Annotated in this window: 26 protein-coding genes; 10 read left to right on the top strand and 16 right to left on the bottom strand. The window is 69.6% G+C overall.

The genetic code is table 11. The features are described 5' to 3' along the window. Positions 1–133: 133 nt before the first annotated feature. On the top strand, positions 134–766 hold the full coding sequence (locus tag LH076_RS00350; protein ID WP_227781990.1) for an acetate uptake transporter: 633 nt from the start codon (positions 134–136) through the stop codon (positions 764–766). A 13-nt stretch (positions 767–779) separates the two neighbouring features. Continuing rightward, the gene (acs, locus tag LH076_RS00345; protein ID WP_227781989.1) at positions 780–2768 is read left to right on the top strand and encodes an acetate--CoA ligase; all 1989 of its coding nucleotides are present in this window, start codon (positions 780–782) and stop codon (positions 2766–2768) included. 61 nt (positions 2769–2829) lie between these two features. Here the strand turns inward: acs and LH076_RS00340 are convergent, their stop codons facing one another. Beyond that, entirely contained in the window at positions 2830–3429 is a 600-nt protein-coding gene (locus LH076_RS00340) for a hypothetical protein (RefSeq protein ID WP_227781988.1), read from the bottom strand. 123 nt (positions 3430–3552) lie between these two features. Between LH076_RS00340 and LH076_RS00335 the strand changes: the two genes are divergently transcribed. Further along, entirely contained in the window at positions 3553–4170 is a 618-nt protein-coding gene (locus LH076_RS00335; RefSeq protein ID WP_227781987.1) for an SRPBCC family protein, read from the top strand. Positions 4171–4221: 51 nt separating this feature from the next. On the opposite strand, the gene LH076_RS00330 is transcribed toward LH076_RS00335, so the two are convergent. Further along, a complete protein-coding gene (locus tag LH076_RS00330) occupies positions 4222–4995 on the bottom strand; it encodes a nucleoside phosphorylase (protein ID WP_227781986.1) in 774 nt (257 codons plus the stop codon). Positions 4996–5196: 201 nt separating this feature from the next. On the opposite strand from LH076_RS00330, the gene LH076_RS00325 reads away from it, so the two are divergent. After that, positions 5197–6333 (top strand): sensor domain-containing diguanylate cyclase, encoded by a 1137-nt coding sequence (locus LH076_RS00325; protein ID WP_227781985.1) that lies wholly within the window; start codon positions 5197–5199, stop codon positions 6331–6333. On the opposite strand, the gene LH076_RS00320 is transcribed toward LH076_RS00325, so the two are convergent. Continuing rightward, complete coding sequence (locus tag LH076_RS00320) at positions 6299–7306, bottom strand: agmatine/peptidylarginine deiminase (protein WP_227781984.1); 1008 nt, start codon at positions 7304–7306, stop codon at positions 6299–6301. The genes LH076_RS00325 and LH076_RS00320 overlap by 35 nt on opposite strands. A gap of 87 nt (positions 7307–7393) precedes the next feature. Between LH076_RS00320 and nhaA the strand changes: the two genes are divergently transcribed. Together nhaA and LH076_RS00310 are read left to right on the top strand one after the other, a co-directional pair. Then, the gene (gene nhaA, locus LH076_RS00315; protein ID WP_227781983.1) at positions 7394–8674 is read left to right on the top strand and encodes a Na+/H+ antiporter NhaA; all 1281 of its coding nucleotides are present in this window, start codon (positions 7394–7396) and stop codon (positions 8672–8674) included. A 16-nt stretch (positions 8675–8690) separates the two neighbouring features. After that, positions 8691–8882 (top strand): hypothetical protein, encoded by a 192-nt coding sequence (locus LH076_RS00310; protein ID WP_227781982.1) that lies wholly within the window; start codon positions 8691–8693, stop codon positions 8880–8882. On the opposite strand, the gene LH076_RS00305 is transcribed toward LH076_RS00310, so the two are convergent. Together LH076_RS00305 and LH076_RS00300 are read right to left on the bottom strand one after the other, a co-directional pair. After that, positions 8848–10710, bottom strand: a complete 1863-nt coding sequence (locus LH076_RS00305) for a vWA domain-containing protein (RefSeq protein WP_227781981.1) — start codon at positions 10708–10710, stop codon at positions 8848–8850. The two genes, LH076_RS00310 and LH076_RS00305, sit on opposite strands and share 35 nt — an antisense overlap. A 50-nt stretch (positions 10711–10760) precedes the next feature. Further along, complete coding sequence (locus tag LH076_RS00300) at positions 10761–11126, bottom strand: DUF192 domain-containing protein (protein ID WP_227781980.1); 366 nt, start codon at positions 11124–11126, stop codon at positions 10761–10763. Positions 11127–11185: 59 nt separating this feature from the next. On the opposite strand from LH076_RS00300, the gene LH076_RS00295 reads away from it, so the two are divergent. From LH076_RS00295 to LH076_RS00280, 4 genes are all read left to right on the top strand, one after another. Next, positions 11186–11587, top strand: a complete 402-nt coding sequence (locus LH076_RS00295; protein WP_227781979.1) for a hypothetical protein — start codon at positions 11186–11188, stop codon at positions 11585–11587. A 187-nt stretch (positions 11588–11774) separates the two neighbouring features. Further along, positions 11775–13094 (top strand): hypothetical protein, encoded by a 1320-nt coding sequence (locus LH076_RS00290; RefSeq protein WP_227781978.1) that lies wholly within the window; start codon positions 11775–11777, stop codon positions 13092–13094. Next, complete coding sequence (locus tag LH076_RS00285) at positions 13091–13651, top strand: hypothetical protein (RefSeq protein WP_227781977.1); 561 nt, start codon at positions 13091–13093, stop codon at positions 13649–13651. The genes LH076_RS00290 and LH076_RS00285 overlap by 4 nt, the downstream gene beginning before the upstream one ends. Further along, positions 13648–14277, top strand: coding sequence for a hypothetical protein (locus LH076_RS00280; RefSeq protein ID WP_227781976.1), 630 nt, complete (start codon positions 13648–13650; stop codon positions 14275–14277). The genes LH076_RS00285 and LH076_RS00280 overlap by 4 nt, the downstream gene beginning before the upstream one ends. A gap of 13 nt (positions 14278–14290) precedes the next feature. On the opposite strand, the gene LH076_RS00275 is transcribed toward LH076_RS00280, so the two are convergent. From LH076_RS00275 to LH076_RS00225, 11 genes are all read right to left on the bottom strand, one after another. After that, positions 14291–14929, bottom strand: a complete 639-nt coding sequence (locus LH076_RS00275; RefSeq protein WP_227781975.1) for a pilus assembly protein TadG-related protein — start codon at positions 14927–14929, stop codon at positions 14291–14293. 83 nt (positions 14930–15012) lie between these two features. After that, positions 15013–15216 carry a hypothetical protein gene (locus LH076_RS00270; RefSeq protein WP_227781974.1) on the bottom strand — a complete coding sequence of 68 codons (204 nt, stop codon included), beginning with the start codon at positions 15214–15216 and terminating at the stop codon, positions 15013–15015. Positions 15217–15331: 115 nt separating this feature from the next. Beyond that, positions 15332–16006 (bottom strand): response regulator, encoded by a 675-nt coding sequence (locus LH076_RS00265; RefSeq protein ID WP_227781973.1) that lies wholly within the window; start codon positions 16004–16006, stop codon positions 15332–15334. Beyond that, the gene (locus LH076_RS00260; protein WP_227783555.1) at positions 16003–17160 is read right to left on the bottom strand and encodes a sensor histidine kinase; all 1158 of its coding nucleotides are present in this window, start codon (positions 17158–17160) and stop codon (positions 16003–16005) included. Before LH076_RS00260 ends, LH076_RS00265 begins: the two co-directional genes overlap by 4 nt. Then, the gene (locus LH076_RS00255; protein WP_227781972.1) at positions 17160–18068 is read right to left on the bottom strand and encodes a type II secretion system F family protein; all 909 of its coding nucleotides are present in this window, start codon (positions 18066–18068) and stop codon (positions 17160–17162) included. The genes LH076_RS00260 and LH076_RS00255 overlap by 1 nt, the downstream gene beginning before the upstream one ends. Further along, positions 18065–18985 (bottom strand): type II secretion system F family protein, encoded by a 921-nt coding sequence (locus LH076_RS00250; RefSeq protein ID WP_227781971.1) that lies wholly within the window; start codon positions 18983–18985, stop codon positions 18065–18067. Before LH076_RS00250 ends, LH076_RS00255 begins: the two co-directional genes overlap by 4 nt. Continuing rightward, the gene (locus LH076_RS00245) at positions 18976–20349 is read right to left on the bottom strand and encodes a CpaF family protein (protein WP_227781970.1); all 1374 of its coding nucleotides are present in this window, start codon (positions 20347–20349) and stop codon (positions 18976–18978) included. The genes LH076_RS00250 and LH076_RS00245 overlap by 10 nt, the downstream gene beginning before the upstream one ends. Then, positions 20346–20681 (bottom strand): TadE/TadG family type IV pilus assembly protein, encoded by a 336-nt coding sequence (locus LH076_RS00240; RefSeq protein ID WP_227781969.1) that lies wholly within the window; start codon positions 20679–20681, stop codon positions 20346–20348. Before LH076_RS00240 ends, LH076_RS00245 begins: the two co-directional genes overlap by 4 nt. Further along, the gene (locus LH076_RS00235; RefSeq protein ID WP_227781968.1) at positions 20678–22273 is read right to left on the bottom strand and encodes an AAA family ATPase; all 1596 of its coding nucleotides are present in this window, start codon (positions 22271–22273) and stop codon (positions 20678–20680) included. Before LH076_RS00235 ends, LH076_RS00240 begins: the two co-directional genes overlap by 4 nt. Beyond that, entirely contained in the window at positions 22270–22989 is a 720-nt protein-coding gene (gene cpaB / locus LH076_RS00230; protein ID WP_227781967.1) for a Flp pilus assembly protein CpaB, read from the bottom strand. Before cpaB ends, LH076_RS00235 begins: the two co-directional genes overlap by 4 nt. Next, complete coding sequence (locus tag LH076_RS00225; protein ID WP_227781966.1) at positions 22986–23708, bottom strand: hypothetical protein; 723 nt, start codon at positions 23706–23708, stop codon at positions 22986–22988. Before LH076_RS00225 ends, cpaB begins: the two co-directional genes overlap by 4 nt. Between the last annotated feature and the right edge of the window lie 42 nt (positions 23709–23750).

The raw sequence follows: 23750 nt of genomic DNA, 5'->3' as shown, positions 1-23750 counted from the left end.
ACACGCCCTCTCGTCGCACGTATCCGCTCGTCCGGCGCCACCCGTCGCGCTGCCTCTGTGAGCCGGGTCACACCGGTTCTAGCGTCCTGTCACCGGCCTCATCGGCGAGGCCCCAGCCACACAGGAGCAAGAGATGACCGCAGTGCACCCCGCCGTGCCGACCTCCCGGGTCAGCCCGGAGACAACGCCCACCACCACGCTCGGGCTCGCCTCGATCGCCGATCCCGGTCCGCTCGGCCTGGCGGCCTTCGCGATGACCACCTTCGTCCTCAGCTTCGCCAACACCGGCCTCTTCGCCGCCGAGCCGGTCGTCTTCGGCCTGGCCTTCTTCTACGGCGGCATCGCCCAGCTGCTCGCCGGCATGTGGGAGTTCGTGAAGGGCAACACCTTCGGCGCCACCGCCTTCACGTCGTACGGCGCCTTCTGGCTCTCCTTCTGGTACCTCACGAACCACACCGACCTCACCGGCGTCAGCGCGAGTGAGGCCAGCCACGGCATCGGCCTCTACCTCCTCGCCTGGACGATCTTCACCGCCTACATGCTGGTCGCCTCGCTGCGCACCAACGCGGCTCTCATGACCGTCTTCGGCCTGCTGACGCTCACCTTCCTGGCCCTTGCGCTCGGCGACCTCACCACGACCGACGGCCTGCACAAGCTGGGCGGCTGGCTCGGTCTCGCCACCGCGATCGCCGCCTGGTACACCTCCTTCGCCGTCGTGACGAACTCGACGTACAAGAGGGTTGTTCTCCCCGTTGGCGCCCGGTGAGAGGATCGGGACTGTGACCCAGAGCACCCTCGACAACCTGTCGCGCGAGGACCGGCGCTTTCCGCCGCCCGATGACCTCGCCGCCCACGCCAACGTCACCGCCGACGCCTACGACCATGCGGAGAAGGACCGCCTCGGCTTCTGGGCCGAGGCGGCCTCACGCCTGACCTGGGCGACCGAGCCGAAGACGGTGCTGGACGACTCCCGCGCCCCGTTCTACCGGTGGTTCCCCGACGGGGAGCTCAACGTCTCCTACAACTGCATCGACCGCCACGTCGAGGCCGGGAACGGCGACCGGGTGGCGATCCACTGGGTCGGCGAGCCGCTCGACACTGGGTCGAACGAACACCGCCGCGACCTGACCTACGCGCAGCTCAAGGACGAGGTCTCCCGCGCCGCCAACGCCCTGATCTCCTTGGGCGTCCAGGACGGTGACCGGGTCGCGATCTACATGCCGATGATCCCCGAGGCCGTCATCGCGATGCAGGCCTGCGCCCGCATCGGCGCTGTCCACACCGTGGTCTTCGGCGGCTTCTCCGCCGAGGCACTCGCGGCCCGGATCGAGGACTGCCAGGCGAAGGTCGTCATCACCTCCGACGGCGGCTACCGTCGCGGCGCACCGGCGGCGCTCAAGCCCGCCGTCGACGAGGCCGTGACCAAGGTCGGCGGCGCGGTGGAGCACGTGGTCGTCGTACGGCGGACCGGGCAGGACGTCACATGGAACGACGACGTGGACGTGTGGTGGCACGACGTGGTCGACAGCCAGTCGACCGAGCATGAGCCCCAGCCGTTCAACGCCGAGCACCCGCTCTTCGTGATGTACACGTCGGGAACGACCGGCAAGCCGAAGGGCATCCTGCACACGACGGGTGGCTACCTCACCCAGGCGTCCTGGACCCACCACGCGGTCTTCGACCTCAAGCCGGAGACCGACGTCTACTGGTGCACCGCCGACGTCGGGTGGATCACCGGGCACTCCTACATCGCCTACGGGCCGCTGGCCAACGGCGTCTCGCAGGTGCTCTACGAGGGCACGCCCGACTCCCCCGAGCGCGGCCGCTGGTGGAAGATCATCCAGGACCTCAAGGTCACGATCTTCTACACCGCCCCGACCGCGATCCGTGCCTGCATGAAGCAGGGCGATGCCATCCCCGGCGGCTTCGATCTCACCTCGCTGCGGATCCTGGGCAGCGTGGGCGAGCCGATCAACCCGGAGGCCTACGTCTGGTACCGCCGCGTCATCGGCGGGGACCGTGCCCCGGTGGTCGACACGTGGTGGCAGACCGAGACCGGCGCGATCATGATCAGCCCGCTGCCGGGCGTCACGCACGGCAAGCCCGGATCGGCCATGACACCGCTCCCGGGCATCAGCGCCGACGTCGTCGACGACAAGGGCGAGTCGGTGCCCAACGGCTCCGGCGGATATCTCGTCGTCACCGAGCCGTGGCCGTCGATGCTCCGCACCATCTGGGGCGACGACGACCGGTACGTCGACACCTACTGGTCCATGTTCAAAGCCACCGAGGATCGGGCGGCCTTCTACTTCGCCGGCGACGGTGCCAAGAAGGACGAGGACGGCGACCTGTGGGTGCTCGGGCGTGTCGATGACGTGATGAACGTGTCCGGCCACCGACTCTCCACGACCGAGATCGAGTCCGCGCTCGTCTCGCACCCGGCAGTGGCTGAGTCCGCCGTTGTCGGGGCGACGGACGTCGACACCGGCCAGGCGGTCGTCGCGTTCGTGATCCTCAAGGAGGGCGTGGACGCTGAGGGCATCGAGCGGAAGCTGTCCGACCACGTCAGGAGCGAGATCGGCCCGATCGCCAAGCCGCGCGAGATCATGATCGTCCCCGAGCTGCCCAAGACCCGCTCGGGCAAGATCATGCGCCGCCTCCTCCGCGACGTCGCGGAGAAGCGCGACGTGGGCGACACGACCACGCTGGCCGACGCCTCGATCATGCAGCTCATCTCGGCGGGTCAGTCCACGAACACCGGCGACTGAACCACCTCGCAGATGAACCTCGGTAACTCGGAGTCACCTGGTGACTCTGGGTTACCGAGGTTCACTCCAGTACGTCGGGCATCGGTCCGGCCAGCAATCCGAGGGTCTCTTCGTAGCCGCCGCCGATCTCGAATCGTGTGATGTCGTCGAGGTCGTAACGGGTGGACCTCCGGCCCCATACGGCTTGCGTTCCGATCTCGAGCATCGTGAGCTCGTCATCGTCCGTGGCCACGGGTGCCCCGATCCAGCAGACGTCCGGTCGCTCGAACTCGCAATGGACGGTCAAGAGCGGGCTGACGTCAGTCGCGTCCATGATCAACCTCGCCGTGTCATCGAGGTCGACCGCGACCTGCTGAGGCGGCCACTCGCCCCGCAACTTCAATGCGCGAATCGTGAAGGTCTCCGGATCGGGATAGATCTTCACTGCCTGGACGTCCTTGAGCCGCACCAGACTCCAGCCGTCCGACCTGACCCAATCAGCCACGTCAGCCAGCGCGACCCACTGACCACCGACACCGACGACAAACCCGAAGATCCGGTCGGCCTCAGGAATCCATCGGGTCAGACGCACAAGGAGTTGCTCCCCCAACGCGCGCTCAAGCCGACGACGTACCTCATCCCCGTCGATCGGGGGCTGCTTCGCCTTCTTCTTTCCCGACATGCGGCAAGCATGCCGGGCCGCCGGAGGCCGCCGTGATTTAGGTCGCGCTTCCCGGATGCTTCCGCGCCAGATGGCTACTCCTCTTTCGACCGAGAGAGTTCACAACCCATCGAAGGAGATGACGTGAGCACCATCGAGAAGAGCATCACTGTCGATATCCCTGTGACCACGGCGTACAACCAGTGGACGCAGTTCGAGACGTTCCCGAAGTTCATGGACGGCGTCGAGCGCGTCGAGCAGCTGGACGACAAGCACCTGCACTGGAAGGCGAAGATCGCCGGCGTGTCCCGCGAGTGGGACGCCGAGATCGTCGACCAGACGCCTGACGAGCGGATCAGCTGGCGAGCCACCGACGGTACGACCAACGTCGGCACCGTCTCGTTCGCCTCGTCCGACCCGTCCACGACGCAGGTCACCCTGCGCCTCGAGGTGGAGCCCGAGGGCTTCGTGGAGAAGGTCGGCGACGCGCTGCACCTGATCGACCACGAGGTCGAGAAGGATCTCGCGAACTTCAAGGAGTTCGTCGAGGCACACGGCTATGAGACCGGCGCGTGGCGCGGCGACATCAATCCTGGTGACGCCGGCACGAGCACGACCGGCTTCACCGATCCGCTGCTGGGAGGCGGCGCCGGTGCTGCGAGCACCGAGGGCGGTCTCGCCCCCGCTCCGACCGACCCGCTCCTCGGCGGCACCGACCTCGGTGCCGGCGTGAAGCGCGAGGATGACGACCCGCGCATCTGACGCACGAACGTCGATCGGCCCCGGACCCATGGGTCCGGGGCCGCTCGTCTGTCACAGCTCGAGCTCGACCGCCGTCTCCAACGCCGCCTCGATGCTCAGCCGCCATCCGTTCGCGAGGCGGTCGTGCGTGTCGCCGTAGAGGCTCTGCCCCGCCACCAGGTTGGACGACGCGCTGCAGACCATGCCGGCCCTGAGGCCGCGCAGTCGGGCGACGACGTACATCGCCGACGACTCCATCTCGACGTTGAGCACCCCCTGGCGGTTGAGCAGGGCGATCCACTCCGGCGTCTCGGCGTAGAACGCGTCGTCGGTGGCGTTGATCCCGCTGTGCATCCCGACGCCGGCCCGGGCCGCGATCGCGGCCGCGTGTCGCTTCAGGGCCACGGTCAGCTCGAGGTCCGGCACCGCGGGATAGCCCGGGTGGACGTACGCCGCCGTGGTGCCGTCGTTGCGCAGCGACCCCTCGCTCACCAGCAGGTCCCCGGGCTCGACGAAGGGCTGCAGGCCCGCCGACGACCCGACCCGGATGAACGACGTGACGCCCACGCGGGCGAGCTCCTCGACCGCGATCGCCGTCGAGGGACAGCCCATCCCGGTGGAGGTGACGGTGATCCGGCGGCCCTTGTAGTCGCCGACGAGCGTGCGGTGCTCACGGTGGTGCGCCACCTCGATGACGTCGGTGAGGAACTCGCCGACCAAGGGCACACGGCCGGGATCACCGGGCAGGAGTGCGACGGTCGAGACCTCGCCGGGCGCGACCCGGATGTGGAACTGGCGCTCCTCGGCACCGGCGGATGACTTGTCGACGAAGGTCAGGTCGCTCATGGCGTGCTCCTTGCAGGGTGTGGTCCCCGCCCGAGCCGATCTCTGGTGTTAGGACACGCGTGGGTCGATCCTAGGCGACCCGTCCGTGGGCGTTTCGCGTACTGACCCGAGGGTCCCAACCACGGTCCCGGGACGGTCCCGCACCTAAGATGCTTCGCAGATTCCGCAGCACTCGGGGGCGTGCCGCGAAGGGGGACAAGCATGGTCGTGCTCGGCTGGCTCGTCGCTGCCCTCTGCCTGCTCGTCGCAGCCCTGGTCGTCGTACGCCGACGGCGGGATGTGGATTCAGTGCTGATGGTCGTCGCCTGCCTCGGCGTGGCCTGCTGGAACGTGATCTTCGGCTACTACGCGGAGCATCCGATCGGATGCCGGTGGAGCGCGCTCTACCTCACCTCGATCTCGGTCGCCATGACGGGCTGGGCGCTGCTCGCGAGGCGCGCCGTGGACCCCACCTGGCGCCCCAGGAACCCCCTGCTCGCCCTCATGGTGGCCGAGCCACTCGTCGTCCTCCTCTGCGGCGTCTTCCTCGACGACCCCACGTGGGGCCACCTCTTCTGGCCGAAGCATCCCTTGCATCACGAGCCGTCCGGGATCCTCTACGAGGCCCACTGCGTCTGGGGTCTCGTGCTGCTCGCCGTCGGCGCCTCCGCCCTGCTGAAGCGGGTCGAGCAGCGTCAGGCGGGCGACGAACGGGAACGTGCCCTCGCGTTCGCAGCCCTGGGTGCCGCGCTGGTCGGCGTCGCCTGTCAGGTGGCGAGCGTGCGCGCGATGCCCTATGTCGCCGTGATCACGGGCCTGCTGGTCATCTGGATGAGGTCACGCCAGGCCGACGATGCGGTCTCCGCGCTCGCCTCCGTCGTCGAGCGTGACCCCGTCACGGGTGTGATGGCGCGGGCCGGCCTCGACGCCGTCCTCCGGCTCGCGGTCGACGTCGCACGCAAACAGGCGGCGCCACTGTCGGTGATGGTCATCGACATCGACGACTTCAAGGCGGTCAACGACCGCCAGGGCCACGTCGTCGGCGACGTCGCCCTGCGCCACGTCACGAGCGCGATCCGGGCGACGGCCGGTGGGATCGTCGGCCGCTTCGGGGGCGACGAGTTCGTCGCCGTCCTTCCGGGCATCGACATCGTGGACGCCCATCACCTCGCCCAACGCGTCGTCCGGGCCGTCAGCCGGCCGTTCGAGGCCCATGGCGAGGAATGCCGGGTGACCGTCTCGGCGGGCGTCGCCGACTACGACCCCGAGACCCACACGACACCCGACGCGCTGCTCGGCCTCGCCGACCGAGCGATGTACACCGCTAAGCGCTCCGGGGGCTCGGCTGCTGCTGGGTGATGCAGTGGATCCCACCACCGCGATCGAAGATCGCTCGTGCGTCCACGGTGACCACGCGGCGCCCGGGGTAGGCCTGCTCGAGGATCGCGACCGCGGCGGCATCGTGGGCGTCGTCGAAGCTGCACGCGATCACGCCACCATTGACGACGAGGTGGTTCACGTACGACCAGTCCACCCAGCCCTCCTCGTCGCGCAGCGTGGCGGGTGCCGGGAGGCGTGTGACCTCGAAGCGTGAGGTGAGGATCGCCTCGATCTCGCGACTGACCTCGTAGTCGGGATGCGCCGGGTCGTCCTGCCAGTGCAGGAGGACCTTCCCGGGCGCCGTGAAGGTCGCGACGATGTCGACGTGCCCGCGGGTGCCGTAGATCTCATAGTCGCGGGTCAGCCCACGGGGCAGCCAGACGACGTCCGTCGTGCCGATGGTGCGGGCGAGCTCCGTCTCGACCTGCTCCTTCGTCCACGTCGAGTTGCGACCCTTGCCGAGCTGGACCGTCTCCGTGACCAGCACGGTCCCCGTGCCATCGACGTGGATGCCTCCACCCTCGTTGATCATCGGGGAGTCGACGCGACTCACGCCGGCTGCCGAGCAGACGACCTCGCCGATCTTCTCGTCCAGGTCCCACTGCGCCCAGTCGGCTGCGCCCCACCCGTTGAAGACCCAGTCGACACCGGCCACCCCGCCACCAGGCAGGTGGACGAACGTCGGCCCCATGTCACGCATCCAGGCGTCGTTGAGCGGTGCCTCGACGAGCTCCACACGGGGGTCCAAGAAGTCGCGCGCCCGCGCCGTCTCCGACGGGTCGACGACCACCGTGACCGGCTCGAAGTCGATGATCGCGTTGGCCACGGCCGCCCACGCCGTACGCGCCTCGTCGGCCTCCTCCTCAGTCTCACCGAGCGAGTAGCCCGGCGCCGGAAAGGCCATCCAGACACGGTCCTGGCGCGCCCACTCGGGCGGCATGAGGTTGCCCATGGCCAGACCCTAGCCCCGTAGGATGACGCCCAGGTGAGCCGGGAAGTCTGGTCGGCGTCTCACTCCCGACCCCCGAAAGGGCCACTCATGCCTGATCGCTCCGGACGCCTCTTCCAGCGCGGCTCCTGGCTCGAGACCTCGCGCACCGCAGAGGTCCTCCGCGGCGAGACCACCGGCGGTCTCCTCCTGATCGCCGGCGCCGTGATCGCCCTGGTCTGGGCCAACACCGGCTGGCACTCGTCGTACGACGACCTCCGCTCCTTCCGCATCGGGCCACAGCACCTCCACCTGCACCTCACGCTCGGTGAGTGGGCGGCCGACGGCCTGCTGGCGATCTTCTTCTTCGTCGCGGGGCTCGAGCTCAAGCGGGAGTTCGTCGCCGGCGACCTGCGCGATCCCCGTCGTGCCGCCCTGCCGGTCGCGGCGGCCGTGGGCGGGATGATCGCGCCCGCGCTGATCTTCACCCTCCTCAACCTCGGAGGGCACGGCAGCCTGCGCGGCTGGGCGATCCCCACGGCGACGGACATCGCCTTCGCCGTGGCGATCCTCGCCGTCATCTCGACCCACCTGCCCAGCGGACTACGGACCTTCCTGCTGACGCTGGCCGTGGTCGACGACCTGCTCGCGATCGTCGTGATCGCCCTCTTCTACACGTCGTCCCTGCACCCGGGCTGGCTGCTGCTTGCGGTCGTCCCGATCATCGCCTTCGCCGTGCTGGTGCAGCGCCGCATCTTCCCTGCATGGCTGCTCATCCCGCTTGCGCTCCTGGCTTGGGGCCTGGTCCACGCCAGCGGGATCCATGCGACCGTGGCCGGAGTCCTGCTCGGCTTCACCGTGCCTGTGCGGCGCCGTGACGGTGACGAGGACAAGCCCGGCCTGGCCGAGCACATCGAGCACCTGGTCCGGCCGCTCAGCGCAGGCGTGGCCGTGCCGGTCTTCGCCTTCTTCGCGGCCGGCGTGACCGTCGGTGGGTGGGACGGTCTGGGCGACGCCCTCTCCGACCGCGTGGCGCTGGGCATCATCGCGGGCCTCGTGGTCGGGAAGACCGTCGGCATCAGCGCGGCCACCTGGCTCCTCGCAACCTTCACCCGCGCCCAGCTCGACGACGAACTGAGCTGGATCGACGTGCTCGGGATGGCCATGCTCGGCGGAATCGGCTTCACGGTCTCGCTGCTGATCGGCGAGTTGGCGTTCGGGCCCGACTCGGTGCGCGACGAGCACGTCAAGGTCGGTGTGTTGGCCGGATCGGTCCTCGCCGGCGTACTGGCGGCGTCGGTGCTGCGCGCGCGCAACCGGACCTACCGCCGGATGGCGGCACTGGAGTCCGAGGACGCGGACGGCGACGGCATCCCCGACGCCTTCGCCTGATCGGACGACCGACGACATGGGAACCCCACGGAACATGGACCTCACCGTACGCATGCGCACCCTCGCGACCGCCGGCTCGCACGGCCCGCTCGCCGAGCTCGTCAGGTACGGCGCCTTCTTCTGCGCCGCCGTGGCATTCCTCTTCGGACTGGCCTGCGGGCTCTTCGCGCTGCTCAGCCGGCAGCGCCGCGCCCCCGGCGTCGGCTGACCAGCCAGGCGCCGACGCCGGCGATCACCACGAGAGCCGCGACCCCGCCACCGATGAGCGGCGCCTTGGAGTCGGTGGCCTTGGTGCTGCCCTCTCCCGGACGGGTGTCGCCGGACTGCTGACCGGCGGAAGGATCGAGGCCGTCGGCCAGCGTCCACGTCTCGCCGTCGGCGTACGTGGGCCCGGGCTGCGCCTCGCCGTCGATCTCCAACGTGATGGTGAACGGGAACTCGTAGGACGCGTCGGCGGTCCCCGAACCGACGCCGAGGTAGTAGTCACCGCTGAGGCTCGTCCCCGCCTGCATCGACGAGCCGATGTGCGCCGCGCTGACGGGCAGGGTGCCGAGCAACAACGGGTCGTTGTCGCCTTGGCCCAGGTACTCCGCCTGGGTGCGGCTGTCGAGGTTGGGCAGCTCGCCGTACATCGGTGAGAAGAGTGAAGCGGTGACGGAGAGTTCATCCACGCTGACCTTCGACTGCAGCGCATCGCTGAGCTTCGGCACCACCACCGAGACCCGAGCCGACTGGCCGTAGTCGAGGTGGAAGCGGAACACGTCGAACTCGCCAGGGACGATCGTGCTGCTCCACGTGCCCGGCATGATCTCAGGCGCGTCACTGAAGCCCGAGGCGCCGACGACCGGCGTCGCGGTGGCTGCCGGAGGGAGGGCAGTGAGAGTCGGCGTGGGCTCGGGGGACGCGCTGGCCGTCGACGTCGACGTGTCCGCCAGCGGCGGCTCCTCGACGACCCGGAGACCGTAGGGCCGATCAGCGGCCTCGGCGCTGCCGAAGTCGATGTCGATCCGGTAGTCGCCCGGCCCGTCGCAGGCCTTGACGGCCCCCGGACCGCCGAAGCCGTTCTCGGCCGCCAGCGGTGCCCGGAAGTCGAGGTTGTGGCCGCTCATCCCGACGCCCCATTCGCAGCGGGTGCCGTCCGGCCCTACGACGTGGATCGTCGTGAGCCTGATGCCCTCACCGGCCATCTGGTGGTAGACCGCGACCCGCACGGCCGAGCCCGCCTTCTTCCGGGTGAAGACGTAGTGCTGGCTGACCTCGCCGGCCGGGACCTTCGAGCTCCAGTCGCCCACCGTCACGGGCGTGGGGGTGGACTCCGTGCCGCCCACGATCGGCTGGCCCGTGATGGTGAACGGCCGCATCGCACGGGTCGCCACATGCTCGAGCGTCGACTCGATGTCGGCCGCGGAGTCCGCGTCGTAGTAGGTGCCGTTGCCCGCGTCGGCGATGCACTGGAGCTGCTGCCGCGCCTTGCCCGTGACGGCGAGACCGACCACGTTGATCGTCAGATCGATGCCCGTCCTGGCCAGGTCCTTCGCCACCGGGCACGGGTCACCGCAGGTCGACTCACCGTCGGAGACGAGCATGATCGACCGGCTCCCCTCGTCGCCCAGGTCTCCCGCCGCCGCCTTGAGGGCCGCCGGGATGGGCGTCTCACCCCACGGCTTGTACGCCGGCACCGCGGCGCTCAGCGCGTCCCGATTGTCCGTGCCCACCGGGACGACGAGCTGCGTGTCCTCGCAGGCTCCGGGGTCGGTGCGCTTGAAGACCTTCGCGCCGAAGACCCGCAGGCCGACCGGCGCGTCCTCCGGCAACCCACCGATGACCTGGGTCAGTGCGCGACGGGCTGCGCCGATCTTGGTGCCGCCCGCCGCCGCTTCCTTCATCGATCCCGAGGAGTCGAGCAGGAGGATCAGGCGCGTGGGCTCGCCGGCGCCTGTGTCGGAGCTGTCGTCGGCGTACGCGCGAAGGGTCGGTGCGAGGGCGAGGCATGCCACGGCAATCGCCATCAGGACAGGACGGACGATGATCCCCATGATCGAACTCCCGAGAAGAAAGGGCGGGCTGGTGCTACGCACACTAGTGATCAGGCGCCGGCGGCGAGGCGACTGCCGGGCCTGACGCCCCACTCGGCCATCGCTCCCGCGGCCGCCTCGACGCACGCAGACGCACGAAGCCGGGGCAGGGTGAGGCCGGTCCACGGCCTCAGCGTGCGGACCTCGAGCACGATCCCGTCACGATCGACGACGGCGACATCGATGGGATAGCGCATCCCGATCATGTGCACGCTCGGACAACGCGTCAGCCACAGCGCGCCGTCGACGCCCGACGTGCCGAGCAGCCCGCGTCGCCGGCTACGCACCGTGTCCGCCACGGCAAGAGGCGCAACCGGCCGGTCGTCGCAGAGCAGCTGCTGGGCGCCGGGCCCGAAGACCGGTCTGCTGCGTCCCATGGCTTCCCCTTCAATGGCAGACTGCCTGCAGACCTGAACGATCATGGGGGTTCTCGGGCATGGGCAATCTGGTGAAACTGGCGCTGAGCCTACTCATCCTCGTCTTCGTCGCGTGGTTCGTCGCGACGCTGATCGGCATCGGTCTGGGGAGCGTGCCGGTGACCGCCGTGCTGCGCACCCTCGCGTCCCTGCTCGTGATCGCCCTCGTCGTACGTCGTCACGTCAGCCGGCCGCGCGAGGCGCCTGAGCCCGCGTGGGCGGTCCCCGTCGCCGCACTGGTCGCCTATGCCCTCACGCCCGCCGCCTGGGTCGGTCGTGCCCTGATCGGCCAGGTCGCGCTGGACCCCGGCCCCCTCACCGTCGTGATCGACCTCGTCGTGTGGGTGGGCATGGCGGTCCTCGTCGCACGCAGTACGCCGACCACGACCGCAGAGCCGCGCCGGCCCTACCAAGCGGCATGACCATGGGACCACGCTCGGGCCCACGGGCCCATGCACGCATGTCTGTCCGCCGATTGACTCTGGCCTAGACGTGGCCGGTATCTCGGGTCCGACCACGCACACGGCGAAAGGCACGGGGATGCGAGCTCGGGGACAGCTCATCCTTCGCCCCTCTCAGCGAGGGACGGGGACACTGGAGACCGTCGGCATGTGGACGGTCGCGTCACTCATCGTCGTGGCCGTCATCCTGGCGATGGTGCCGCAGGGCCCTCGGATCGCGCAGAAGCTCTCCTACGAGGTCTGCCAGGTCCTGACGTTGGGCCAGGGCGGCTGCACGCCTCCGGCGACCACGGCCGAGGACCACAAGCCGACCGAACCCTGCGTCACCGACCAGGGAGGCACCAACGTCGACCTCGGCGTCGACATCGTCTTCGTGACGCTCAAGGACGGCCGACGGGTCCAGATCCAGCACATGAGCGACGGCACCGTCCGGGTGCAGGTGACCGAGGGCGGCGGCGCCGGTGTCACCGCAGGCGTCGGCGCCGGCTTCAGCGTCACCGTCAACGACACCACGGTCGGCGCGAACGCGGATGCCAGCGCCAGCGCGTCGCTGACCTTCAACTCCGGGAAGGTCTACTACACCGACGAAGCCGGGCTCGACCACCTCATGACCCAGATCGTCCAGGACCAGGTCAAGGGCGTCGTCAGCGACACCGTGCCGGTCGTCGGCGGGGTGCTGGGCTGGGCGAGTGACCATGTCGGACTGACCGACCCCCTTCCCGATCCCGACGAGTGGTACGCCGAGGGCGGCGTCAGCGCGGAGGCGTCGGCCGAGCTCACCGGCGGGCCGTTGTCACTCCAGGGCGGGGTCGACGTCGCGGGAGTGCTCGGCGTACGTCACGGCAAGGACGGGTCGACGACCGTCTACCTGAAGAACCACGTGGCAGGCCAGGCCGGCATCCAGGTCGTCGGCAACGGCGAGGGCGGCTCGGTCGAGGCGCAGGGCTCGGCGGCCACGGGCTCCGCGGATGTGATCACCGCCGTCACCTTCGACAGCAAGTGGAACATGACCGAGGTGTCGACCAACTCACTGGCCTCGGGCACCGGGCAGGGCTATCTCGCCCAGCTCTTCGGCGGGTCACCCACGAACTCGTGGTCGACCTCAAACGGGCTGGCCACCAGCTACACGGCCACCCTGCCGATCAGGTCCGACGAGGACAGGATGACGGCCGCCCAGTACCTCGCCATGACCGGCGTCAGCGGCCTCGGCAACTGGGTCAACCCGTGGACCGACTCGGCCATCAACCCGCTGCAGCAGGGCTTCATGGACGCGGCCGGCGATCGCGGCACGATCACGAAGCAGCAGTTCAGCCTCGACCAGAGCACGAACTTCGGGCTCAACGTCGGTCTCGGGGCGATCGCGGAGGGCGGCGGGAGCCTGTCAGTCACCAGTGACTCGATGAAGAGCCAGGCCGCGCAGTACTGGGACGGATCCCAGTGGGTGGATTGGCAGGGCTGCGGCGCGTGAGGCAGTTCCGCACGATCCTTCTTCCTGCCGCGGTACTCATGCTCCTCGCCGGTGTGGTTGCGGGCGTCATCGGCTTCAGGGCGGCGCTTCACGGCAGCAGGCCGTCCCACGTCACCGTCGTCGACGACGTACGACAGGCCCGCCTCCCCGATCCCGGCTTCTTCGGCACCACGGTCGTGGTCTACGGACGCGCCGATCATCCCGGAGTCGACGGCGACGACCTCGGCTGCACCGTGCGCACGAGCCAGGGGGACGACGAGCGCAAGATCCTCCTCGGGGACTCCGTGGCGCTCGGCCGCACCAAGGCCGTCTCCGTCGACGGCCAGCAGCTCCAGCCTCTCTTCAAGGTCAACCGTTACTCGCAGGGGTCGTACCTGTCGTGCGAGAACGCGGACTCGTCACTCCCGCTCGCCCTCGGGGCCGGCAGCGGCATCGCCATGGCGGGGCCGTTCGCCTGGCTGGGGATACTCTTCGGCGCCGTGGTCTTCATCGGACTCGGATCGATCGGCCTCCTGCTCGCGCTTCTCGACAGACGAACTCGGAAGGAAAGCCCATGAACGGCTCAGCCCTCAAGCTCGGTCTCGCACTGGCGGCGGTCACGCTCGCGACCGCCGCCTGCGGCGGTTCGGACTCCAGCAAGGCCGACACCGGTCCCTATGCCGCAACGGCCTCCCCCGCGGCCGGCACCTCGATGACGAAGGCCCCGGCGGACTTCCACGAGATCCACGGGGAGGGCTTCACGATCTGGGCCCCCGCGGGCTTCCAGGAGGAGCGCAAGAAGAGCTCCAACGGCGAGCCGATGCTCACCCTGCAGGCGCCCTCCTCGGAGAAGGCGATCCCGCAACAGGTCGGAGTGATCCGCGACGTGAATCCTGACGCTGCGGCCGACGAGCAGTCGTTCACGCTCGAGTCGGTCCAGTCGATCGGCGGGGAGAAGGCGGTGCGTACCGAGGTACCTGCTCCGACCGGCCAGAGGGCCTTCCTCGTGACGTGGACGCAGTCGCGGCCGTCAGCCGCCGGCAGCACCGCGACCGTCGACACGACGTACTGGCAGCTGATGTGGCAGGTCGACAAGGACCTGATCCTCAACGTGGTCGCGGTCGCGCCCAGCGCCGACTGGGCGACGAGCGACGTCAGTCGGATCCTGCGTTCCTTCACGGTCGACGAGGGCTCCCACGCCTGAGCGTGGGAGCTCCTCAGCCGACGAGGTGGGGCTTGAGGTCGTCGGTGTCCACGTCACCGTCGAGCGTGAGGTTCCAAGCCGTGCCGTCCCACTTCCAGAGGTAGTTCACCACCAGCTCACCGCAGGTGAGGCTCGTTGGGACGGGGTCCGGGGAAGGCGTCTCCGTAGGCGTCGCAGACGCGGTCGGCGTTCCGGTTGCCGTCGCCGTAGGGGCCTCCGTCGGCGGCGGGGTGGGCGTATCTGATGAATCCCAGTGGCAGTCGTTGAGGTCGAGCCCGGTCGTCGCCGTGGCTGACGCCTTGGCGGGACCGAGATCCGCACTGACGTCGTGGTCGAGCGTGACGCTGACGCTCACCTCGCCGCTGGCGGAGTCGAAGCAGTAGTCCGTCAGGCTGGCGCCGTTCTTCTCCGCATAGTCGCTGGCCCGGGCCTTGCCGTCGTTGCAGTTGCCGATGCCACCGAGGTCCGTCTTGTCGGTCAGGCCCTGGAGGAGGGTCTTCACATTGCCGACCAGGTCCTGCGCGCCGGCCAGAGCAGCGGCGTCGGCAGCCGTCTGCGCCTCCGTCTTGTCGTTGACGCCGCGGCCCATCAGGAAGATCCCGAACACGGCGAAGGCCACGACCATGACGATCGTGATCGAGAGGAGGGACATCGCGATCTGTCCCCGTTGCGACAAATGCCGCAATGGGCTCCGGGGGGAACCCGGAGCCCACAGCGGCGTTGCTGGACGGAGCATCAGTGGTTGATGACGTCGTCGACCTTCTCCTTCAGCTTGCTGGCGATGCTGCTCGCAAGGTCAAGGTTGAGGACGGCGACGATGATGAGCGCGGCGACGATGACCATGCCGACGTACTCCAGCGTGCCCTGCCCGCGCTGGTCGTCGGTCTTGGCGGTCATCCGAGCCATGAAGTTGCAGTAGAACCCGAGAATCTTGTCCATTGTCCATTCCTCTGTGTGTGTCGGCCCCCGCTGGGCCCCCGCTTGGTGACACGTATAAATCTAGGTTCGGCAGGAGCTCGACCAGCAGGCCCAGGGGCCCAACCTCGGGCCCATCTCAGGACCCGTTCGTGCCCAGCCACAGCGCGATCGCCTCGGCCCGGCTGGCGACACCGAGCCGCGCGAAGATGGCGTTGATGTGGTTCTTCACGGTCTTCTCCGCGAGGAAGAGCTCACCTGCGATGTCGCCGTTGCTGTGGCCCTTCGCGATCAGGTCCATCAACTCCGCCTGCCGCTCACTCAGGCCGAACGACTTCCGGTCGACCGCCGGCCGCGCCGCAGGGCCGGGGTCCCGCAACGCCGCCAGGGCCTGCGCCGAGAACGCGCCGGCGCCGAGGAGCACGCTGCGGATCGTGTGGGCCAGCGTGTTGGCGTCGAAGGATCCGTGCACGAGGTAACCGCTCGCGCCCGCCGACAGGGCGGCTCGGATGTGGTCGGGCTCGTCGGTGAAGGTCATCATGATCACCGTGGTCTCCGCCGCGATGGCGCGGGCGGTCTGGATCCCGTCCTGGCGCGGCATGCGTACGTCGAGCAGCACCACGTCCGGATGGAGGGTGCGGACCATCGACTCGGCCAGGACGCCGTCGCTCGCCTCGCCCACGACCTCGATGCCGTCGGAGATCTCCAGGAGGCTGCGCAGGCCCCGTCGTACGACGGTGTTGTCGTCGACGATCAGGACCGACACCGGCCCCTCGGAGATCACGGGCAATGGCAGGGCGAGGTCGTCGGTCACGCGAGGCTCCTCACCATGCCGGGAAGGACGAAGTGGACCGTGGTGCCCTCGCCCGCGCGGGTCTGGACATCGGCATGGCCGCCCACGAGCGCGAGTCGCTCGCTGAACCCGCGGACTCCGAAGTGGCCCTCCCGCTCACGATCGGGGAGGACACTGGGATCGAAGCCGGTTCCGATGTCGCGGACCTCGAGGTGCACGTCGCCGTGCAGCTGGCGCAGTTCGAGCCATATCCGGGTCGTGCCTGAGTGGGTCAACGCGTTCATCAGCGCCTCCTTGGCGGCGGCGAGCAGCTCGTAGCGGGCACCGGGTGCGGAGACGTCCACCGGCTCGATGTGGGTGACCAGCTCGACGTCGTACCGGCGGCAGAGATCGGCGGCCATCCCGCACAGCGCCTTGTGGAACGGCAGCGCCAGGTCGTCCTGGCGCAGCATCGAGAGCAGCTCGCGGAGCTGCTGGACGGCGTCGTCGGCCGCCTCGGCGATCTCGTGGGCGACGAGGGCGGCCCGGGGAGGGTCACGGTCTATCCAGACGTCGAGCGAGCTGGCCGAGAGGGAGAGGCCCTGCAGCGTCTTGGCCGTGGAGTCATGCAGCTCGCGGGCGAGGCGTGCGCGTTCGGCGGAGGCGGCGGCGCTGGTGAGCGCGTGGTTGAGGGCCTGCTCGGAGCGCCGTGCGCGGGTCGCGAGCATGCGATAGACCTCGCACAGCCCCATCACGCAGACGAGGGTGAAGGGGAAGCTGAACAAGGTGGTGAAGCTGCGGCTGTCACCGCCGGAGGCCCAGGTAGCCGTGACGTAACCGGTCACGAGGACGAGACCCGCCAGGCCCGCGGACACGGGCGGCAGGGTCACCCCGATGATCACGCTCGTGCTGAGAGCCACGAGCACCAACGGGGTGTCGGTACCGATGGCCACCATGGTCGCCGTCATGACCGCCGCGTCGAGCGCGACCAGGATGGGGTGACTCTCGAGGATGGCCGGGGCCGACGCGGAGATGAGGCCGACCAGCCCGACTCCGAGCAGGACCGTGATCGCCACGGCCGTGGTCACGGTGAGCTGCCGGTCGCTGAAGGCGAAGAGGCTGGCCAGGATCGTGACGAGGCGGAGTACGAAGGCGTAGCGGACGAGCGTGCTGAGCTCGTGGGCGTCCTGGCGCATCACGACCCCCCGAAGACGTCGCCGACGTTGATGCCGCTGCCGAGGAACATGCCGACCATCAAGGGGATCAGGGTGCCGGGAACGAGGATGAGACTGGTCACGAGGGTGACCCGCGGCGCCACGCGAGCCGCTTTGCGGCGCATCCGCTGGGCCGACTCGCGTCGCATGTCCAGGGCGATCTGGTTCAGCGCCTCGACGAGGGGGGCGCCGAGCTCGTCGGTCTGGAGGAAGGCGGTGACGAACTGGGCGAGCGCCTCGGAGTCACTGCGGTCACGAAGGCTCTCGAAGGCGCTGCGCACCGAGGCACCGTGCTGCACCTGGCTCAGCGCCAGCGTCATCTCGACGGCGAGCGGGCCGCCGAAGCGCTCCGAGACGCGCCGCAGCGCGGGGCGGAAGCCGACGCCGGCGCCGACGGTGACGGCCAGGACGTCGAGGAAGTCGGGCAGGTCCCGATCGAGTGCCTCGCGGCGCAGCCGTTGGAACCGGCTCACGCGCGCCAACGGCATGATCACCGGAACAGCGAGCGCCAGGACGAGCAGCAGCAGGCTGCCGCTGAACAGCTCGATGAAGAGCAGCGGCGACACGATCAGGAACCACATCAGCATCATCCGCAGGACGGAGTCCACGGACATCCCGTCGGGGCGGCCGGCGAGGTCGACCTGTCGCTGCAGCCACTCCGTCGCGGGGGTGGGCAGGCGTCGACGTACGCTCGGGGCCAGCCGGCTCGCGAGGCGTCCCACCGGGCCCTCACCGGCGGCGTTGCGACGCTGTTCCGGGCGGAGCACCCGGAGGTCGTCGAGTCCCAGCCCCTCGGCCGTGTCGGCTCGCATCTGGCGGTAGCCGACGCAGGCGAGTACGGCGGCGACGGCGACCGCCAGCCCGGGAACGAGGAGCATCACGTTGGTCATACGTCGATCCGTGTCATGCGTCGGATCATCATGAAGCCGCCGACGAAGAGTCCGGCGGAGACCAGCAGGGCGATCTGCCCGATCGGGTTGACGGTCATCGCTCTGACCGACCCCGGCTGGAGCGCATTGAGCAGGAAGAGGATCCCGATGCCCAGGACGATCACGGTGTAGCCGGTGGCGACCGACTGGGCGAGCGTGGTGCGGACCTCGCGCCGGGTCTCCTTGCGCTCCTCGAGCGTCTCGGCGATGTCCCGCAGTGACGTGACCAAGGAGCCACCCGAGCGGGCACAGACGATCATCGTGGACACCAGGACGGCCACCTCGCGCGACGGGAGCCGCTCGCCCATGGTGTCGAGAGCCGATTCGAGGTCGGTGCCGAAGCGGAGCGCGTCGGCGACGTGCTGCAGCTCGACCTTGGCCGGCGGCGCCAGCTCGTCGGCGGCGAGGCTGATCGCGGTCTGGATCGAGAGGCCGGCGTTCGTGGCATTGGCAAGGACCCGCGCGAGCTCGGGCATCTGGAGGATGAAGGCCTGCAGGCGCCGATCCTTGGCCCGCTCGAGGAAGGCGCGCAGGCCGAAGACGCCGGCCGCGAGGCCGAAGACCGAGAGGAGCGGGGCCAGAGCTGTCCACAGGATGTAGGCGGCGACGACCGCCACCGCGACGGCGATGAGGAAGAGGGCCAACGGGCGCCGATCGATGCCCGCCAGGGCCAGCTCGCGCTCGATGAGGCGGCCGACCCTGGTACGCCGGAACCGCCGGTCGGCACGGACGAAGGCTCGCGTCGTCGTCTCGGCGGTGTAGTCGGCCGCATGGGCCGCCGATCGACGCCGCTCAGCGGAGAAGGCAACGAGAGCGCGGATGCCGACCAGCGCCAGGACCGCAGCGCCGACCGAGCCGAGCAGCGTGATCAGGACCATGCCACCCCTCCCCCGCTGTCACCCGGATGCGCCGCATCCATCTCGGCGAAACCGGCCGGCAGTGGCTCACCGGCATCCCGGAGGCGCTCCACCATCCGCGGCGGCAACGGATGCCGGACGAAGCCACCCTTGTGGCCCCGCGCATCCAGGAGATGCGGGTCCCAGTGCACGATGCGGCTCAGCTGGAACTCGTTGCGACCGCGCGAGGCGAGGAAGCCGATCTCGACGATCCGTCGCGTGCCGTCGGGACTGCGGACCAGCTGGACGACGATGTCGATGGCTGAATTGACCTGCTCACGCAGTGCGTGGAACGGGATCTCCACCTCCGACATCGAGGCCATCGTCTCCAGCCGGGAGAGCGCGTCGTCCGTCGTGTTGGCGTGCACCGTGGTGAGCGAGCCCTCGTGACCCGTGTTCATCGCCTGCAGCATGTCGAGCGCCTCACCACCACGGCACTCACCGACGATGATGCGGTCGGGCCGCATACGGAGTGCGTTCCGGACGAGATCACGGATGGTCACCTGGCCGCGACCCTCCACGTTGGGCGGGCGGGTCTCGAGCTGGACCACGTGCTCCTGCGGCAGCGCGAGCTCGGCGGCGTCCTCGATCGTCACGATGCGCTCGTGACCCGGCACGAAGGCACCCATCGCGTTGAGCATGGTCGTCTTGCCCGACGCCGTACCGCCGGAGACGACGATGTTGAGGCGTGCCCGGACACAGGCTGCCATCAGCTCGGCCGTCGGCTCGTCCATCGCGCCCCGGGCGCGGAGCTCGTCCATGCCGAGCGCCTTCGGGAAGAGCCGGATCGTCACGGTCGGCCCGCGCAGGGCCAGCGGCGGCAGGATGACATTGACACGGGCGCCGCGAGGCAGGCGCGAGTCGGCAGGGAGACGCGCATCGACCATCGGGCTCGACTCGTCGACCCGGCGGTTGACCGTCGACACGATGCGGTCGATCGTCTGCATCAGCTGCTCGTCGTTGGTGAATCCCGACGCGATCCGCTCGAGCACGCCTTGGCGTTCGACGTAGATCGTGTCGTGCCCATTGATCATGATCTCGCTGACGGTCGGGTCGGCGAGGATCGGTTCGAGGACGCCGAGACCGACGGCTTCGTCGACGACGCGCCGCACGAGGCTGGTGCGCTCGCGAGTGCTGAGGATGATGCCCTCGCGCGAGACGAGGTGGTTGAGCACACGTTCGAGACGGCCACGGCGGGACGCCTCGTCGAGCCGACCGACCTCCTGGAGGTCGACCTCCTCGAGCAGCAGGCGCTTGAGCCGGCGAACGAGCAGCTCGTCCGAGCTCTCGCGGTCGACGTCCTTCGGACCGGTCGCCCCGACACCGGAGAAGCCGCGGTAGCTCATGGCTGCTCCGGCATCGTCGCGTCGCGGGTCACGGTGAAGACGGGCAGCGGCGAGACCCGCGGCACCTGCACCTGCAGCGTCACCGTCTCCCCCGAGACACCGATCGAGGCCACCGACAGCGCGCCGGGCAGGGCATCCTCCGCCGCGCTGGAGGCCGACTCACCGAGGCTCTTCGCACGCGCCGCCTGCCGAGCGGCCTCCTGGGCCTCGGCCGCTGTCCAGGCGGCGACGCCGAGCTGCAGCACCACCAGTGCCACGACGAGCAGGATCGGAACCATCGCCACCAGCTCGATGCTGGCCGAGCCGCGTCCACCCCGAGATCGCCTGCTCACGGCTCCTGCACCACCTTGGTGCTCTGGCTGATCGAGGCCGGCAGGGCACCGCAGCGCAGACACAGGAGCGGGACCTGAGTGCTCACCGTCACCGTGCCCCCGGCGATGCTCACGTCGACCCGCGACCCCCAACCCGAGGGGGCGGCATCACGGGCCGCCTCGCGGACCTCCGCATCCGAGGCGCCCATCGAGTAGGTGCGCGCAGCGACATTGGAGGCGTGGTCCGCCCAGGTGAACGTGAAGGCCGTCAGGCCGAGTTGCCAGACCAAGAGGACGATCACCAGGACGAGCGGCATGACGGCGACCGTCTCGACCGCCGCCTGGCCGCCCTGCTTGTCCCGGTTGCGGCGGCCTCCTCGCGCGGAGCGGGCGGGCCGCGCCGCGGACCTGCGCCTGCCGGGCTCGGACCCGACTGCTGCAGGCGGTTGGGCGGCAGTGACGACGCCGATCTCGGCACCGATCTTCTCCAGTGCATCCCACCAGACCGACTCCCGGACCTCCTCCGGGTTGCGTGCGTTCACCCCCCGCTCCAGACGGCGGAACATCGCGGGCAGGCTGGTGGAGACCAGCGGGGCGCTGGTCAACTTCGCGATGGCGTCGACGTTGAGGACGTCGTCACGCGAGACGCGGTTCACCAGCACCCGGAGGTCGGCCTCGGTGCGGACGCCGAGCCCCTCCCAGTCCGTCACGGCGCGACGGAAGGCGCGCATGGCGAGCACGTCCGGCGTCACGAGCACGATCGCCTCGTCCGCGATCTCCACCGCGGCGGCCTGCGCCGGTGTCACGTGGGCACCGCCGTCCACGATGATCGCGTCGAACTCACGGCGCAGCATCCCGAGGATGGCGCGCACGGACGTGGGCGTCACGAACTCACTGTCGGCGACCTGGGGTGGTGCCAGGAGCAGGGAGACGCCGGACTCGTGCTCGACCAGCGCGTCGAGGACGGTGGCCGGCGAGAGGTCCTCGGCGACCTTCGCGACGTCGGCGATGGAGACCCGCTGGCGTGCTTCGAGGATCCCTGCGACGTCGCCGGCCTGGAGGTCAAGGTCGACGATGCAGACCTTCGTGCCGGGAACACGTCGCTTGAGGTCGAGCGCGAGGTGGGTCGCGACTGTCGTCGTACCGACGCCGCCCTTCGCGCCGGTGAAGGCGGTCACCCGGCCATGACGGCCGAGCTCGCGCTCGGTGTCCACCGTGGCGCCGGAGAGCAGGGACCCCATCCGACCGGACCATTCGGCCGCGGCGGTCACCTTGGACACGATGTCCTCGTGCAGCATGGGCCAGGAGATCACGCCCTTGGCGCCGGCCTCCATCGTGGCGAGCGCACTGGCCACGTCGCCGCTGGAGTTCACCACCAGGACAGCGGTGGCCGGCGTACGGGAGACGATGTCGCGTACGACGTCGGGGGCGCTTTCGGGCCCGAGCGCGTCGTGCAGGATCACGACCTCGGCCTGGAGGCGCATCGCGAGGGCGGACACCTCAGGCGTGGACTCGCCGATACCGGCGATGTCCGCGTCCGGCACCTCGTTGAGTGCTCGTCGCAGTTCCGAGACGACGGCCTGATCCGTTGCTCCCAGGACGATGGTGGTCACTTGGCCTCCTCCGGAATCGCCTTGCCGCCGAGATCGCCGGCGTCGTAGTCCTGCACGTCCTGGGACCGGTTGGCGCCCACGTCCCCGGGGAGGGCCACGAGTCGGACCTCCTGGGCGAAGGCCGACGCATAGGTGACGGCGAGCATGTCCTTGGGCTCGAGGGCAAGGGTCACGGGGATGACGTCGTTGTCGTTGCCCTTGTCGTCGGAGACGGTCTGCGAGCCGCCGATGGAGACGATCCGGACGTTCTGCACCAGCTCGCGCACCTGCTTGGGCAGGCCGGGGACCTCGGCGAACACGGCCACGACGTCCACGCGGTCACCCGGCCGGATCCGTCCTGCGACGCCGGTCACCGAGTCGACGTTGATGGCGATCTCACGCTCGGTCGGGCTGAGGTCGGTCGGCGGGATGAGCATGTCCGACGTGACGACCGTGCCGCTGGAGAGCGGGAAGCCCACGCGCCGGCCCTCGAGCTCCTTCAGGTCACCGACGGCCGTCGGCGCGGCCCACCGCTTCGGCACCTCGATGGCCTCGAGGTTGTCCGCACCGAGTGGGCTGTAGGCGGTGATGGGCTTCGAGACCCGGTAGACCGTGATCTTCGGGCCGACCTGGCTGTCGACCTGTGCGACGTACCGGTTGACGGCGAAGAAGACCGCGAGGGCAAGGGCCCCAGCGGCGAGGAGGAAGAGGACACCGCGCCGTTGGCGTGGATTCACTGGAGGGCTCCCGAGGAGGTCGTCGGGGCTGCGCCCCTGAGGCCGGCATGACAGAAGGGACAGGTGCGTTCCCAGACGGGATCGCCGCAGACTGCGCAGGTCCCGAGTCGGGGCCGCGAGACGACGGGGGCGCGCAGCACGAACTCGACCGCCTCGGCCGAACCCCACTCCCCCGCGACATCGGGCAACGAGTCGACCCGGGTGGGCCGTTGCGTCAGGCCGAAGCCGAAGAGGGCAGAGATGGCGGGCTCGGGAAGCTCACCGAAGCACACGGCGTCACCCTCGGCGAGGTGCGAGATTCGATGGCTGGCCTGCTGCTTCAGCGGAAGCTGCGCCACCCATGCCGGATCGTCGCGCAGGGCGATGAAGCCAGCGCCTCGCGCCACCAGCGAACGGATGTGAAGGCCCATGCCGGGGTTCGGGTTGGCGAGCTTGGTGACGCTGGGGAGCCACGCTCCGCTGATGCTCGCGAGCAGGCGCCGGCGTACGGTCTCGCGCACCTCTGCCGCCGACGAGGCGATGTCCGGCACGGCCTGCACCGCCGAGACCAGCGCGCCCACGGAGCGGACGGACGTGTCCACGTTGAGGGCAAGGTCGGGACGTACGGCACCGACGGCCGTCGCGGCGAGTCGTGCCTCCGCGGCCAGCTCGGCAGGAGCGAGGACCAGGACGTGGGAGACGTCACTCGACCGCAAGGACGGGTCGGTGGCGAGCGCCACCGGATCGTCCGCGGGCAGGAACCCCCATGTTCCCCACGACGC

The sequence above is a fragment of the Nocardioides sp. Kera G14 genome, from assembly GCF_020715565.1.
In the GTDB taxonomy this organism is placed as follows: Bacteria; Actinomycetota; Actinomycetes; order Propionibacteriales; family Nocardioidaceae; genus Nocardioides.
Note: the sequence above shows the minus strand (reverse complement) of the source record. Positions and strands in the feature narration are given on the sequence as shown.

Coding starts and splice junctions, on each gene's coding strand:
- LH076_RS00350 (WP_227781990.1), top strand. CDS start 134: ATGACCGCAGTGCACCCCGCCGTGCCGACCTCCCGGGTCAGCCCGGAG.
- LH076_RS00340 (WP_227781988.1), bottom strand. CDS start 3,429: ATGTCGGGAAAGAAGAAGGCGAAGCAGCCCCCGATCGACGGGGATGAG.
- LH076_RS00330 (WP_227781986.1), bottom strand. CDS start 4,995: ATGAGCGACCTGACCTTCGTCGACAAGTCATCCGCCGGTGCCGAGGAG.
- LH076_RS00325 (WP_227781985.1), top strand. CDS start 5,197: ATGGTCGTGCTCGGCTGGCTCGTCGCTGCCCTCTGCCTGCTCGTCGCA.
- LH076_RS00320 (WP_227781984.1), bottom strand. CDS start 7,306: ATGGGCAACCTCATGCCGCCCGAGTGGGCGCGCCAGGACCGTGTCTGG.
- nhaA (WP_227781983.1), top strand. CDS start 7,394: ATGCCTGATCGCTCCGGACGCCTCTTCCAGCGCGGCTCCTGGCTCGAG.
- LH076_RS00310 (WP_227781982.1), top strand. CDS start 8,691: ATGGGAACCCCACGGAACATGGACCTCACCGTACGCATGCGCACCCTC.
- LH076_RS00305 (WP_227781981.1), bottom strand. CDS start 10,710: ATGGGGATCATCGTCCGTCCTGTCCTGATGGCGATTGCCGTGGCATGC.
- LH076_RS00300 (WP_227781980.1), bottom strand. CDS start 11,126: ATGGGACGCAGCAGACCGGTCTTCGGGCCCGGCGCCCAGCAGCTGCTC.
- LH076_RS00295 (WP_227781979.1), top strand. CDS start 11,186: ATGGGCAATCTGGTGAAACTGGCGCTGAGCCTACTCATCCTCGTCTTC.
- LH076_RS00290 (WP_227781978.1), top strand. CDS start 11,775: ATGTGGACGGTCGCGTCACTCATCGTCGTGGCCGTCATCCTGGCGATG.
- LH076_RS00280 (WP_227781976.1), top strand. CDS start 13,648: ATGAACGGCTCAGCCCTCAAGCTCGGTCTCGCACTGGCGGCGGTCACG.
- LH076_RS00275 (WP_227781975.1), bottom strand. CDS start 14,929: ATGTCCCTCCTCTCGATCACGATCGTCATGGTCGTGGCCTTCGCCGTG.
- LH076_RS00270 (WP_227781974.1), bottom strand. CDS start 15,216: ATGGACAAGATTCTCGGGTTCTACTGCAACTTCATGGCTCGGATGACC.
- LH076_RS00260 (WP_227783555.1), bottom strand. CDS start 17,160: ATGCGCCAGGACGCCCACGAGCTCAGCACGCTCGTCCGCTACGCCTTC.
- LH076_RS00255 (WP_227781972.1), bottom strand. CDS start 18,068: ATGACCAACGTGATGCTCCTCGTTCCCGGGCTGGCGGTCGCCGTCGCC.
- LH076_RS00250 (WP_227781971.1), bottom strand. CDS start 18,985: ATGGTCCTGATCACGCTGCTCGGCTCGGTCGGCGCTGCGGTCCTGGCG.
- LH076_RS00245 (WP_227781970.1), bottom strand. CDS start 20,349: ATGAGCTACCGCGGCTTCTCCGGTGTCGGGGCGACCGGTCCGAAGGAC.